The sequence below is a fragment of the Pseudomonas sessilinigenes genome, from assembly GCF_003850565.1.
In the GTDB taxonomy this organism is placed as follows: Bacteria; Pseudomonadota; Gammaproteobacteria; order Pseudomonadales; family Pseudomonadaceae; genus Aquipseudomonas; species Aquipseudomonas sessilinigenes.
In genome coordinates this window covers 1,814,855-1,828,445 of record NZ_CP027706.1, presented here as the reverse complement: position 1 = coordinate 1,828,445, position 13,591 = coordinate 1,814,855, and the positions used below count along the sequence as shown (strand labels likewise).

At 63.7% G+C, this 13,591-nt stretch carries 15 protein-coding genes; 2 read left to right on the top strand and 13 right to left on the bottom strand.

All coding sequences use genetic code 11. The annotated features are described in order from the left end of the window. Positions 1–64 precede the first annotated feature (64 nt). Positions 65–1,066 carry a sulfate ABC transporter substrate-binding protein gene (locus tag C4K39_RS08650; protein WP_068578499.1) on the top strand — a complete coding sequence of 334 codons (1,002 nt, stop codon included), beginning with the start codon at positions 65–67 and terminating at the stop codon, positions 1,064–1,066. Between the two features lie 175 nt (positions 1,067–1,241). Here C4K39_RS08650 and C4K39_RS08645 read toward each other — a convergent pair whose 3' ends face one another. The 4 genes from C4K39_RS08645 to C4K39_RS08630 form a co-directional block, all read right to left on the bottom strand. Beyond that, positions 1,242–1,691, bottom strand: a complete 450-nt coding sequence (locus tag C4K39_RS08645; RefSeq protein WP_124346135.1) for a RidA family protein — start codon at positions 1,689–1,691, stop codon at positions 1,242–1,244. A gap of 110 nt (positions 1,692–1,801) precedes the next feature. Continuing rightward, positions 1,802–2,425: a hypothetical protein gene (locus C4K39_RS08640; RefSeq protein WP_068578495.1), complete on the bottom strand. Its 624-nt coding sequence runs from the start codon at positions 2,423–2,425 to the stop codon at positions 1,802–1,804. 150 nt (positions 2,426–2,575) lie between these two features. Further along, entirely contained in the window at positions 2,576–3,913 is a 1,338-nt protein-coding gene (locus tag C4K39_RS08635; protein WP_124346134.1) for an MFS transporter, read from the bottom strand. A 78-nt stretch (positions 3,914–3,991) separates the two neighbouring features. Beyond that, entirely contained in the window at positions 3,992–5,179 is a 1,188-nt protein-coding gene (locus C4K39_RS08630) for a M20 aminoacylase family protein (RefSeq protein WP_124346133.1), read from the bottom strand. Between the two features lie 179 nt (positions 5,180–5,358). Between C4K39_RS08630 and C4K39_RS08625 the strand changes: the two genes are divergently transcribed. Further along, the gene (locus tag C4K39_RS08625) at positions 5,359–6,273 is read left to right on the top strand and encodes a LysR family transcriptional regulator (RefSeq protein WP_124346132.1); all 915 of its coding nucleotides are present in this window, start codon (positions 5,359–5,361) and stop codon (positions 6,271–6,273) included. Positions 6,274–6,300: 27 nt separating this feature from the next. Here the strand turns inward: C4K39_RS08625 and C4K39_RS08620 are convergent, their stop codons facing one another. The 9 genes from C4K39_RS08620 to C4K39_RS08580 form a co-directional block, all read right to left on the bottom strand. Further along, complete coding sequence (locus tag C4K39_RS08620) at positions 6,301–7,443, bottom strand: hypothetical protein (protein ID WP_124346131.1); 1,143 nt, start codon at positions 7,441–7,443, stop codon at positions 6,301–6,303. 91 nt (positions 7,444–7,534) lie between these two features. Further along, on the bottom strand, positions 7,535–7,957 hold the full coding sequence (locus tag C4K39_RS08615) for a hypothetical protein (protein ID WP_068578491.1): 423 nt from the start codon (positions 7,955–7,957) through the stop codon (positions 7,535–7,537). Positions 7,958–7,971: 14 nt separating this feature from the next. Further along, positions 7,972–9,177 carry a c-type cytochrome biogenesis protein CcmI gene (ccmI, locus tag C4K39_RS08610; RefSeq protein ID WP_068578489.1) on the bottom strand — a complete coding sequence of 402 codons (1,206 nt, stop codon included), beginning with the start codon at positions 9,175–9,177 and terminating at the stop codon, positions 7,972–7,974. Beyond that, positions 9,174–9,644, bottom strand: coding sequence for a cytochrome c-type biogenesis protein (locus C4K39_RS08605; RefSeq protein WP_124346130.1), 471 nt, complete (start codon positions 9,642–9,644; stop codon positions 9,174–9,176). Before C4K39_RS08605 ends, ccmI begins: the two co-directional genes overlap by 4 nt. Beyond that, positions 9,641–10,177 carry a DsbE family thiol:disulfide interchange protein gene (locus C4K39_RS08600; RefSeq protein WP_124346129.1) on the bottom strand — a complete coding sequence of 179 codons (537 nt, stop codon included), beginning with the start codon at positions 10,175–10,177 and terminating at the stop codon, positions 9,641–9,643. Before C4K39_RS08600 ends, C4K39_RS08605 begins: the two co-directional genes overlap by 4 nt. Continuing rightward, complete coding sequence (locus tag C4K39_RS08595; RefSeq protein WP_068578483.1) at positions 10,174–12,162, bottom strand: heme lyase CcmF/NrfE family subunit; 1,989 nt, start codon at positions 12,160–12,162, stop codon at positions 10,174–10,176. Before C4K39_RS08595 ends, C4K39_RS08600 begins: the two co-directional genes overlap by 4 nt. A gap of 3 nt (positions 12,163–12,165) precedes the next feature. After that, positions 12,166–12,621 carry a cytochrome c maturation protein CcmE gene (ccmE, locus tag C4K39_RS08590; protein ID WP_068578480.1) on the bottom strand — a complete coding sequence of 152 codons (456 nt, stop codon included), beginning with the start codon at positions 12,619–12,621 and terminating at the stop codon, positions 12,166–12,168. Further along, on the bottom strand, positions 12,618–12,794 hold the full coding sequence (gene ccmD / locus C4K39_RS08585) for a heme exporter protein CcmD (protein WP_022643069.1): 177 nt from the start codon (positions 12,792–12,794) through the stop codon (positions 12,618–12,620). The genes ccmE and ccmD overlap by 4 nt, the downstream gene beginning before the upstream one ends. Next, on the bottom strand, positions 12,791–13,546 hold the full coding sequence (locus C4K39_RS08580) for a heme ABC transporter permease (protein ID WP_068578478.1): 756 nt from the start codon (positions 13,544–13,546) through the stop codon (positions 12,791–12,793). The genes ccmD and C4K39_RS08580 overlap by 4 nt, the downstream gene beginning before the upstream one ends. Between the last annotated feature and the right edge of the window lie 45 nt (positions 13,547–13,591).

The following is a 13,591-nucleotide window of genomic DNA, read 5'->3' as shown; positions in this document are numbered from 1 at the left end:
ATATAGCGCCCCGGCTATAGTCGGCGGCAAATTGCCTTCACTCTCGAATAAAAGGAAATGTGCAGTGAAAAAACTCTTCAGCGCTTCGCTCCTGGCCGCCGGCCTGGCCCTGGCTGGCGCCGCCCAGGCCGCACCGACCCTGCTCAACGTTTCCTACGACGTGATGCGCGACTTCTACAAGGACTACAACGCCGCCTTCCAGAAGCACTGGAAGGCCGAGCACAACGAAAACATCACCCTGCAGATGTCCTTCGGCGGCTCCAGCAAGCAAGCGCGCTCGGTGATCGACGGCCTGCCGGCGGACGTCATCACCATGAACATGGCCACCGACATCAACGCCCTGGCGGACAACGGCAAGCTGGTCCCGGACAACTGGGTCACCCGCCTGCCGGACAACAGCGCCCCCTTCACCTCGGCCACGGTGTTCATCGTGCGCAAGGGCAACCCCAAGGCATTGAAGGACTGGCCGGACCTGCTCAAGGACGGCGTGCAGGTGATCGTGCCCAACCCCAAGACCTCGGGTAACGGTCGCTACACCTACCTCTCGGCCTGGGGCTACGTGCTCAAGAACGGCGGCGACGAGAACAAGGCCAAGGACTTCGTCGGCAAGCTGTTCAAGCAGGCGCCGGTGCTGGACACCGGTGGCCGCGCCGCCACCACGACCTTCATGACCAACCAGATTGGCGACGTGCTGGTGACCTTCGAGAACGAGGCGGAAATGATCGCCCGCGAATTCGGCCGCGACCAGTTCGAGGTGATCTACCCGAGCGTCTCCGCCGAAGCCGAGCCTCCGGTGTCGGTAGTGGACAAGGTGGTGGAGAAGAAAGGCACCCGCGCCGCCGCCGAGGAATACCTGAAGTACCTGTGGTCGCCGGAAGGCCAGGAGATCGCCGCCAACAACTACCTGCGCCCGCGGGATCCGAAGGTGCTGGCCAAGTTCACCGACCGCTTCCCGAAAGTCGACTTCCTTTCGGTGGAGAAGACCTTCGGCGACTGGCGCAGCGTGCAGAAGACCCACTTCAACGACGGCGGGATCTTCGACCAGATCTACACCAACGCCAAGTGACCCCTCGCGGGTGAATAGAAAAAGCGATCTGTGCGGTTAATGCCGATCAGTTAAGCGAGGTGATCCCGGTAGGAGCGAAGTTCGCTCGCGATGGTAGCGCGTGTTCACTGGATAAACGCAGCGCTCCGAGTCCATCGCGGGCAAGCCTCGCTCCTAGCATTTTCTTGACTGGCGGTCAGATGGCCCGCGCCGGATTGAACAGCGCCGTTTCGACGACCTGCTGACGCTCCTCCAGCACTGCCTCTGCCTCGACTTCGATCAGCCACTCGGGTAGCGACAGGCCGCTGACAATGATCCACGAAGACGCCGGTGGCTGGCTGGCAAAGCGTTCGAGCAAGACCGCGCTGATGTGCTCCTGCTGGTCCCGGGCCGCTTCGGCGATATAGATCCGCAGCATTACCACATCCGCCAACGCCCCACCGGCCTCGGCCAGCACCCGCTGGATATTGTCGAACGCCTGCTCGGTCTGCTCCCGCAGGCCCGGGCCCACGGTCCGCTCGTACTCGTCCACCCCCACCTGCCCGGACAGCAGCAAGCGCCGCCCGCCCCGCACCTCCACGGCCTGGCTGAAACCGTATTGCAACGAGTTGAACACCGTGGCCGGATTGAACGTTGACTTTTCCATAAGGGACTCCGCCGTTATTGAACGACCGCAAACCCTAAACCAGGGCCCGGCGAACCGCCAGCACAACCCCGGTATGGAAACATCCGGCAACGCAACACCGGACGACGAACCTACATCGGCGGTTTCACCCCGTCCTTGCCAGCGGAAATCGATTGCGCAGTCAGTTTGCCGTCGGCACCCTGGGTGACGAACATCACCACCTTGACCCCGGACTTGAGCAAGCTGCGATCCCCCGGCAGCAGATTGACGATGGGCACATCGTCAGGCACCAGGATCTTCTGCTGGCCACCCTTGTAGTTGACGGTCAGGGTCCGGCCATTGCTCACCACCAGATCACCAACGCTGCCGTTGGTCATGCTGCTGCCCTTGGCCAGGTCGAAAGGCCGGTGGCCGTCGCCGGTCCCGGCCATCTGCGGCGGAAACACATGCACCTCCAGGGCCTTGAGAGTGCCGTCGGCCATGGGCACCGCCGCCGAGCCGATGTAGCTGCCGGGCTTGATGTCCTCGATATTGGCCAGGGTCACGGCACGCACCTGGGTCTGCGGCGTCAGCTCGACACTGACATTCTCGCCGGTTGTGACATGCACCCGCAGTACATCGCCACTGATCCCGGCGATCTCCCCACGTACACCGACCCGCATGCCGGGAGCATCCTGGGCCAGTGCACTGCCCAGCATGGCTGCCAGGGCAATGCACTGGATACTGCGAAACAGGCCAAGCAAAGACCGATTCATAGGAGCGCCTTCCTCTGTTGAACGGATTGCACGGCGCCAGGCTGCCAGCACCAGGGCCGAAGAAAAACATTAGCCTGCTATCGGAAAAAATGTAAGCACATGCATCGTTGCTCTTGGAGCGGGACAGGGCATAGCGGTGGCGGCCCGGACTCAGCCGCCATCGATGTCTTCGCCGGTACGATCACGGACCCACAGCAGCACCAGGGTGGACAGGGCCACTGTCGCCATCATGTACCAGGCCGGGGCCAGGGCCTGCTCGGTCACCTGCAGCAACCAGGTCACGAAGAACTGGGCAAAGCCGCCGAACACCGAGACGCCGATCCCATACGCTGCCGCCATGCCCGTGGTGCGCACGGATTTGGGGAACATCTCCGGCAACATGGTGATGCCCGGCACCGTCTGCAAGGTCAGCAGCACCGACAGCAAACCGATGATCAGGAGCAAGCTGGACAGGCTTGGAGCCGCAATCAGCCACTGGAAACACGGCACGATCGCGACCAGGGTCAAGAGTCTTGAATGGAAGATCACCCGCTTGCGCCCCCAGCGATCGGCCAGCCAACCCACCCATGGCGACAGCAGGAAACACACCGCGCCCACCACCACGCTGGCCAGCAGGCTGGAAGTAGTGGGCAAGCCCAGCACCCGGGCAGCATAGGCCGGCATGTAGAAGGCAATGATCTGGGTCGAGACCATGGCCCCCAGCATCAGCAGCACGCTTTTGCACAGCGTTGCCTTGTGCTTGCCAAACAACTCGCGCAAAGGGCTGCTGCGAGCAGCACGCTCCATGGCCTGCCGACTCTGCGCACTGGGCACGCCGGCCACCAGCGTGTCCTCCAGATGCCGGCGGATGTACCACCCCACCGGGGCGGTGAGCATCCCGATGAAGAACGGGATGCGCCACCCCCATTCAGCCATCGCCCCCTGGCCCAGCCCCGCCACCAGGGCTGCCACCATGATCGCGCCGAGAAAGATCCCCAGGGACTGGCTGCCGAACTGCCAGCTGGCATAGAAGCCCCGCTGCGATGCCGGTGCATGCTCGACCAGTAAAGTGGTCGCTGCCCCCACCTCGCCCCCGGCCGCGAAACCCTGGATCAACCGCGCCAGGGCCATGACCAGGGGGGCGGCCATGCCGATCTGGGCATAGGTCGGAGTCAAGGCCATCAGGCCGCAGCCCAGGCCCATGAGGAACAGCGTCAGGGTCAATGCCGAACGCCGCCCGAAACGATCGGAGTAGGAGCCGATCAGCATCGCCCCTACCGGACGCATCAGGAAACCCACGCCGAAGGTGGCAGTGGTCAACAACAGCTGGCCGTAAGCGGAAGCTGCCGGGAAAAACAAGGGACCGATAAACAGCATCAGGAAACTGAAAACCGTGAAGTCGAAGAACTCCAGGGCATTGCCGATGGTGGTGCCAACGATCACTCGACGGCGCGATACAGGTAGGTCAGATGCGACAAGCGGCAGATGGGACTGGCGAAGAACAGTCATGGGATTCTCCAAGGCATACCTATCCACAACCGACCAAGCCGGACGGGCCTGGTCGGTATCATTGTCAGAAGGTGTGGATCAGTCGTCGGGATCGAGGAAGGCGCTCACCAGCTTGACCCAGTAGGTAGCGCCATAAGGCAGCCCGGCATCGTTGAAGTCGTAACCTGGGTTGTGCAGCAGGCAGCCGCCCTCTTCTCCCTCGCCATTGCCCATGATCAGGTAGCTGCCAGGGCAGGCTTGCAGCATGAAGGAGAAATCCTCGCTGCAGGTCATCGGCTGCATATCGGGCACCAGGCCGTCGTTGCCCAGCCAGTCCTGGACCACACGGCGCGCCAGTTCGGTTTCCCGCGGATGGTTGAACAGCACGGGAAAGGCATTGGGGCTGACCAGTACCTCGGCCGTCGCGCCGTATGCCTGGGCTTGTGCCTGGGCCAGTTCATCGATGCGCTTGAGCAGCAGGTCACGGATGGATGTTTTCAAGGCCCTGACCGTCACGGCGAGCTCGACACTGGTGGGCACCACCGACGAACTGCTGCCACCGTGAATCGCCCCGACCCCCACCACACCCATGTCCAGGGGCGGCACATTACGCGCCACCACGGTCTGCAAAGCCATCACCAGCGAGGCAGCGGCCACCACCGGGTCCACGGTGTCGTGGGGCATGGCCCCGTGGCCACCACGACCGTGGATGCGAATGGTCACGGTATCGGCCGAGGCCATGAACGGCCCGGCCAGGAAGCCAAAGCGCCCCACCGGCAGGCCCGGCCAATTGTGCATGGCGAACACCGCATCGCAGGGAAACAACTGGAACAGGCCGTCCTCGATCATCTTGCGTGCCCCTACATGCCCCTCTTCGGCAGGCTGGAAAATCAGGCGCACAGTGCCATCGAAGTCGATATCCCGAGCCAGGCACTGGCCGGCGGCGAGCAACATCGCCGTATGCCCGTCGTGGCCACAGGCGTGCATCTTGCCTTCATGGCGACTGGCATAAGGCAAGCCGCTGCTCTCCAGGATCGGCAGCGCGTCCATGTCCGCCCGCAAGCCGATGACCCGGCCGCTGCGGCCCTTGCGCAGCGAGCCGACCACCCCGGTGCCGGCCAGCCCCTGGTGGACTTCGTACCCCCACTCACGCAGCTTCTCGGCGACCAGTTCGCTGGTGGCGAATTCCTCATAACTCAACTCGGGATGGGCGTGCAGATGCTGGCGCAGGGCAATCATGGAGGGAATCGATGCTTGTACTTCAGGCAGGATCGCGTGGTTCGGCATGGGTTACTCCTCAGCGATGTGGTACGGCCTGATCGTCGGCTGAGACGCTGTCAGGCTCTTGTAGGATGTCGCCGGCACGCCAGGGCGGACCCACCCCATCGCGACGGCACGCCGACTATCGCCCCAGGCCCTGGCAAAAATAAAATAATATGTTCCGATCTGGCTCCTCGGAATTTCTTATGAAGATCAGCCTGCGCCACCTGCGATATGCCCTGGCGGTCACTCGCCACAGCAACATCACCCAAGCCGCCGAACACCTGAACGTGTCGCAGCCTGCAATATCTGCGGCGATCAGCGAGCTGGAAGGGCACCTGGGCCAGTTGCTGTTCATTCGCCAGCGTGGGCTGGGCATGACGCTCACCCCTTTCGGCCGTGTGGCGATGGACAAGGCCCGGCAGATCCTGGCTGGGGTACACGAACTGGAGAGCCTGGCCACCAACGACGCCCTGTCCGGAGAGCTGATGCTGGCTTGCTTCGAGGACCTGGCGCCCTACTGCCTGCCGCAGCTACTACGGGGCTTGCAGCAGCGTCATCCAGCCATCAGGGTGGCGATTCGCGAATGTGGCTTCGACCAGATTGGCAAGCAATTGAGCAATGGCAGCCTGGACGTCGCTCTGAGCTACGACCTGGGCCTGCCGGACGGCGTCCACACCACCGTACTGTGCGAGTTGGCGGCCCATGCGCTGCTGCCAGCCAACCATCCTCTGGCCGCGCAGCACAAGGTTAGCCTGCAGCAACTTTGCGAGTATCCCCTGGTACTGACTGGACAGGCCTATAGCTGGCAGCACTTCCTGGATCTGTTTCGTTTCCATGGGCTGCAACCACAAAACCTGAGCAAGACCCACTCGTTCGAGCTGCAACGCGGCCTGGTGGCCAACGGCCTGGGCGTGGCAGTGGCGTATACCCGGCCTTTTGGCGATCACAGCTACGACGGCCAGCCCCTGGCGGTACGCCCAATCAGTGAAGCCCTGCCCCTGCAACGCATCGTCCTGGCCCAGTCACGGGCCCAGAGCGACTCCCAACTGGTCGATGCCTTTCGAGAGCAGGCCGTGCAATGGTTCGGTGAAAGCCCGGGATTTGGCTGGCAGCCGTAAGCCCAGGAGGCAAGGACGAACAGGCACTCAGATCCGCTCGCGAATCAGGACCTCGACGTTGCTCTCCTGGCCCCAGCGGCGCACGCGCTCGATCAGCCCGGCGTCGGTCTCCCCCACCAGGTACAGAAGATCGATGCTCTGGCTGGCAGTCCATTCGACGAATTCGCTGCTATCGAATTCAGCGAGGTTAGCCAGATGGAATTCATTTTCGTAGAACCCTGCCCCCACCGGCACCTGGGTGTCCTGTGGACTGGCCGGGGCGATGAAATCGCACGCCAGGTGCACCACCCCCCACTGCGCGACTCGCCAGTTCCTCAAGGCTTCGTCCAGGCGGGCACGGGCTCCACGGGCAAACCCCTGGCCATCGAGGACCACGCGCCGATTGACGATCAGCCACAGCTTGCGCCGCCGCGGCGCCTTGAGCAGCACCTCGCCGGTGACCTTGGCAGCTCGCAGGGCCAGGGCAATCACCAATAGCAAGGGAGAACAGTAGCTGTAGGTTTTTTCAGCCTGGCTGGCCTGCGTCAGCTGATGCAGGCGGCGGACTTCCTCGCGCTGGCGCTTTTGCTCGGAGAAGTCGGTCCCGATACGTTCCAGCCACTGGCTGACCAGGGGTGAGGAATACTCGCCCTGCAGCGATTCCAGGGCCTGTTCCACCTGGGCCACGCCGAGTGTCGACAAGCGCCCATCGGCCATGCGCGGCAGTGTGGCGAAGCGTTCGCACAGGCTGGCTACCTGGGCGGCGTCCTGGGGTTCAAGGCGCTGGGGTGCCGACTTGCACTGTTCGGGGGCCAGCAGGTCGTCGATGTCCGCCATCACCCGTCGCTGCAAGCCGGACTCGGCGCTCTGGGCCAGATGGAAGTCGGTCTGGAACCAGTCCACCCGCACCACCTGGGTCGCACTGACCAACGCCATGGACGCCAGGGCCAACCAAAGATAATCCACCTTCTTCCAGCCCACCTCGCCCAGTGGGAACACCGAGATCAAGGTCCAGCAACACAGGTAATAGAAAAAGGCGAAGACCACCAGCAAGGACAACGGTTGTACCGACAGATAGATCAGCTCCGGCACTTCGGCCGGCCCCATGCCATATACCAGCAGCAGAACGCCGATCACCACCAGCCAGAAAAACATCGGCGCAAAATAGGGTTTGTTCAGGTCTTTCTTCATCGGACACTCGATAGCCACTACTCGGGAACACCCCGCTGTATCGGCCAGCGAGCTGGTGGCTTAAATGGGAGACCCGAGCCTGTGGCCCGGCTTACTGGAACTGGCGCCCGAGCCCTGCCGGCACACCATGGATATCGGTGTCCTCCCACGGGCCGTCGGGGCTGATGGCGCGGCTCCAACCATTGTTCCAGCGGTAATAGGTGCGCTGGCGGTAGAAGGTGTTGCTCTGGTTATCCAGCACATAGACCCCCAGTCGCGCATCCCAGTGACTGTTGCCACCAGGCGGCGGTGCGAAGTGGGTGGAAGTGCGAGGCAAGGGCTTGGTCGCAGGCGCGGGGGCATGGGGCGTGCCCGGCGTGACCGGCCTGGTCGACGGTGCCGGGCTGGGGGCCGGGTGCGTACTCGGCCCCGCTGGCGGGATGGGCTCGGAACTGGTGGGAAGCGGCCGATGGACCGTACAAGCGCTCAACCCCAGGACCAGTGACAACAGGGTGATGCGAGCGATGGCGGTCATGACGGCTTCTCTGCTTATTGATCCGGAGTGTCGATGGTCAGCTGCTGGGCGGCACGGGTGCTGCTGGCCAGGGGCTGGCTACGCCCGACCCATTCGCCGGTCATTGGCTGGCCGGCACGGGATACGCGCGCAACCAGTTGGACTTCAGGAAAGTTCGACAGTTTCAACTGCGGCATCATCGCATCGGCATCGCCCAGCTCGACGGTAGTCGGCAGGTCGGCGACCGTCAGGCGCTTGGCGGCCAGTGGCGCAGGCGGCCCCTGGGTGGCACGGGCGAAGATGAATACGCTGTCGCCTGGCTGGACCTTGGCCTTGAGCTCGGCGGCCAGGTCGACCCGGACCTTGATCAGTGCACCCTTGGCCTTGGCCGTCGGCTCGGTGGCAACCTTGCCCCCGGCAGCCACCAGTTTCTCGCTGGCCCGGTCGATCCCGCCTTGCAGGGCAGCACGGGACTTGTCGTCCGGCGGCAATTGCGCCTGCAGGCGCTTCCAGTAGTCGATGGCGTCCTGGAACCGCTCGGCCTCGAACGCAGCGATGCCCAGCAGGCCCAGGCTGGTGACTTCATTGGGGTCGGCCTTGAGCGCTTCGTCGGTGAGGGCCTGGACCTTGTCCGACCACTTCTTGTCGTCGGCGAAATACTGGGCCTGGGCCCACTGCCCCAGCAGCTCGGGCTGACGCCCGGCCAGGGCCACGGTGCGCTCGAAGATCTTCGCCGCGTCCGCCGGCCGGTCCTGGGCCATGTAGGTACGCCCGAGGAAGTACAGCCCTTCGGCGGAGTCCGGCTGGGCCGCCACCGCACGCTCCAGGCGCTGGGTCATTTCCTCCATGGTCTGCGGCGCCTGGGCGAACTCGCGAGTCAGCTCGACTTTGTCGCTGGCGCCGAAGTGCAGGTACAAGGCCACGCCCAGTACCGGCACCAGCAACGCAGCCAGCAAGGGTAGCGGCTTGCCCAGGCGCGAACCGCTGGCCTGGCCACTGCCTTCGGTGTCCGCCAGCAACTCGCGGGCGGCCTCGGCGCGACCGCTGTCCAGTTGCTCGGTAGTGAGCACGCCTTCTTGCTGCTGGCCCTGCAGCTCGGCCAGGCGCTCTTCATACAACGCCACGTTCAGGGCGGTCCGATCCTCTTCACGCTGGGCGCGACGTTCGCGCAATACCGGGATCAACAGGAAACTCAAGGCGATCAGGAGCAACAGGCCTGCCGCAAGCCAGAAATCAATCATGGGTGTTTTTTATCCAGCAGTTGGTCAAGGCGCTGCCGCTCCTCGGCGGAAAGCGTGTTCGGGCTGTCGCCGCGCTGGGCGCGGCGGCGCCGGACAATCACGGCGATGATCACCAGGCCGCCCAGCAACAGGGCGGCGGGGCCGAACCAGAGCAAGGCGGTCTTGCCGGTCAGGGCCGGGTTGTAGCGTACGAAGTCGCCGTAGCGGTCGACCATGAAATCGACGATTTGCTGATTGTCCTTGCCCTCGCCGAGCATGCGGAAAATCTCTTTGCGCAAGTCCGCGGCGATGGGCGCGTTGGAGTCGGCGATATCCTGGTTCTGGCACTTGGGGCAGCGCAGTTCCTTGGTCAACTCATGGAAGCGTTCGCGCTCGCTGTCATTGGCGAACTGGTAGGTGTCGATGGCGGCATGGGCCACCCCCGCAATGCTCAAGCCCAACAGGGCGGCGAATAACCAGCGCTTCATGGCTTGGCCTCGTCCACCAGGGCCTGGTACTTGGCAGCCAGCTGTTCGCGCCATATCACCTCGTCGATCACCCCGACATACTTGTCGCGGATGATGCCCTTGGCATCGATGAAGAAGGTTTCCGGAGCGCCATACACACCAAGGTTCAGGCCCAGGGAGCCATCTTCGTCACGCACGTCCAGCAGGTAGGGATTGTGGAACTCAGCCAGCCACTTCAGGGCATCGGCGTTGACGTCCTTGTAGTTGATCCCGTAGATCACCACGCCGCGCTCGGCCAGCTTGTTCAGCACCGGATGCTCGACCCGGCAGGAAATGCACCAGGTGGCCCAGACATTGACCAGCGCCGGCTTGCCCAGCAGGTCGGCACGGGTCAGGGTCTTGTCGCCCTGCACCGAAGGCAGGGAGAACTCGGGGAACGGCTTGCCGATCATCGCCGATGGCAGCTCGGCCGGGTCCAGGTACAGGCCGCGGTAGAGAAACACCGCCACCACCAGGAACGCCGCCAGGGGCAACATCATCATCCAGCGCTTCATGCGGTGGCTCCCGTCATGCCCAGTGCCTCGCGCACTCGGCTTTTCACCTTGATTCGATAGCGCCGGTCCAGTGCCGCCAGCATCCCGCCCAGGCCGGTCAGCAGACCGCCCAGCCAGATCCAGCGCACGAATGGCTTGACGTGTACCCGCACGGCCCAGGCGCCATCACCCAGGGATTCGCCCAGGGCGACATAGAGGTCACGGGTGAAACCGGCATCGATCCCGGCCTCGGTCATCATCGAGCTCTGCACGGTGTACAGGCGTTTTTCCGGGTGCAGCACCGCCACTTCCTTGCCGTTGCGCACGACACGGACAGTGCCCTTGTCGGACGTGAAGTTAGGTCCTTCGAAGTGCTTGGCGCCCTCGAAGATGAAGTGGTAGCCGGCCAGTTCCATGGACTCGCCCGGCTCCAGGCGCAGGTCGCGCTCGGCGCTGTTCTGGCTCGACAGCACCACGCCCAGGGCGCAGACCGCGATACCCACGTGCGCCAGGTGCATGCCCCAGTAGCTGCGGGTCAGGCTCGGCAGGCCCTTGATCAGGCCCTTGTGGCGGGTCTTGTCGAAAATGTCCCGCACGCTGGCCAGCAACACCCAGGCTGCCAGCATGAAGGTCGCCAGCACCGCCCAGTTGAAGTCGCCATAGGCGATGCCGGCCACCACGGCCAGGGCCACGCTGCCCAGCAGCACCGGACCGAGCATGCCCAGCAGCCACTTCACCGGGGTGTCTTTCCAGCGCACCAGCACGCCAACCGCCATCACCACCATCAGCAAGGCCATCAACGGAATGAACAGGGCGTTGAAGTACGGCGGGCCCACCGACAGCTTGGCGCCGCTCAGGGCATCCAGCACCAGTGGATACAGGGTGCCCAGCAGAATCATCGACGCCGCCACCACCAGCACCAGGTTATTGCCCAGCAGCAGGGTTTCCCGGGACCACAGGCTGAAGCCCACCTGGCTCTTGACCACCGGTGCGCGCAGGGCGAACAGGGTCAGGGAACCGCCCACCACGAACAACAGGAAGAACAGGATGAACACGCCGCGCTCAGGATCGGCGGCAAAGGCATGGACCGAGGTCAGGACCCCGGAACGGACCAGGAAGGTACCCAGCAGGCTCAGGGAAAACGCCGCGATCGCCAGCAGCACGGTCCAGCTCTTGAACACCCCGCGCTTCTCGGTGACGGCCAGGGAGTGGATCAGTGCGGTGCCCACCAGCCAGGGCATGAAGGAAGCGTTTTCTACCGGGTCCCAGAACCACCAGCCACCCCAGCCCAACTCGTAGTAGGCCCACCAGGAGCCCAGGGTGATGCCGATGCCCAGGAACGCCCAGGCGACGATGGTCCAGGGCCGCGACCAGCGGGCCCAGGCGGCATCCAGGCGGCCGCCGAGCAGCGCGGCGATGGCGAAGGCGAAGGCCACCGAGAAACCGACATAGCCCATGTAGAGCATCGGTGGGTGGACGATCAGGCCGATGTCCTGCAACAGCGGATTGAGGTCGCGCCCATCGGCCGGAACCTGGGGCAGGATCCGCGCGAAGGGGTTGGAGGTCACGATCAGGAACGATAGGAAACCGGTGCTGATCATGCCCATCACCGCCAGTACCCGGGCCAGCATCACTTGTGGCAACTGCCGCGAGAACACCGATACGGCGAAGGTCCAGCCGCCCAGGATCAGCGCCCAGAGCAACAACGATCCTTCGTGGGCGCCCCACACGGCGCTGAACTTGTAGTACCAGGGCAAGGCGCTGTTGGAGTTGTGGGCGACGTAGGCCACCGAGAAATCGTCATTCATGAAGGCGTAGGTCAGGCAGCCGAAGGCGAACACCAGGAAGGCGAACTGCCCCCAGGCCGCCGGCTGTGCCAGGCTCATCCACAGGCGGTCGCCACGCCAGGCGCCCAGCAACGGCACCACCGCCTGGACCAGGGCCAGGCACAGCGCCAGGATCATCGCCAGGTGGCCGAGCTCGGGAACGAACAATGCGGAACTCATGGCTTAACCCTCCTTGGCCGGGGTCGGAGCAGACTGGCCGCTGTCTTTCAGGGCCTTGGTGACTTCCGGCGGCATGTACTTCTCGTCGTGCTTGGCCAGTACTTCATCGGCCACCACCACGCCATCGGCATTGATCTTGCCCAGGGCGACGATGCCCTGCCCTTCGCGGAACAGGTCCGGAAGAATGCCGCGGTAGGTGATGGTCACGGACTTGTTGAAGTCGGTGACCACGAACTTGACGTCCAGCGAGTCGGCGGAGCGCTGCAGGGAACCGGCCTCGACCATGCCGCCGGCACGGATGCGGGTGTCATGGGGGGCTTCGCCATTGGCGATCTGGGTCGGGGTGTAGAACAGGTTGATGTTTTCCTTCAGCGCACTGAGGGCCAGGCCGACGGCGATGCCCACACCTACCAGGATCGCCAGGATGATCAAAAGACGCTTTTTACGCAGCGGATTCACTTACCGTTCTCCCGGCGCAGACGACGCGCCTCTTGTTGCAGATAGCTCCTGCGGTCCAGGATCGGCGCCACCAGCTCACGCACCAGGACCACCAGGCAGATGCCATAGGCCGACCAGACGTACAGGCCGTGATGGCCCATGGCGAGAAAGTCGCTGAAGGATGCAAAGCTCATTGTGCGGCCTCCAGGCTGCGTTGGACTTCGGCCTTGACCCAGCTGGTCCGGGCTTCGCGCTTGAGTACCTCAAGACGCATGCGCAGCAACAGCACCACGGCGAAGAAGCAATAGAAACCCAGTACCGTCAGCAACAGCGGCAGCCACATTTCCACTGGCATGGCAGGTCTTTCGGTCAGGGTGAAGGTGGCGCCCTGGTGCAGGGTGTTCCACCACTCCACCGAGTACTTGATGATCGGGATGTTGACCACTCCGACAATCGCCAGTACCGCACAGGCCTTGGCGGCGCTGTCGCGGTTGCTGATGGCGGCGTTCAGGGCCATGAGGCCGGCGTACAGGAACAGCAGGATGAGCATCGAGGTCAGCCGGGCATCCCAGACCCACCAGGAGCCCCAGGTCGGCTTGCCCCAGATGGCCCCGGTCACCAGCGCCAGGAACGTGATGGAATGGCCAATGGGCGCCGCGCATTGCAAGGCGACGTCGGCCAGTTTCATTTTCCACACCAGCCCGACCACGCCACATACGGCCAACATGACATAGCAGGACTGGGCCAGCATCGCCATCGGCACATGGATGTAGATGATGCGGAAGCTGTTGCCCTGCTGGTAATCCGGTGGTGCAAAGGCCAGGCCCCAGACCACGCCGATACCGATCAGCAACACGGCGGCAACGCTCAGCCAGGGCAGCAGCTTGCCGCTGATGCCGTAAAACCATTTCGGCGAGCCGAGCTTATGAAACCAGGTCCAGTTCATTCGTTGTTTCCATCACGGTTGCTCTTCGCTTTCACGAACAGCCAG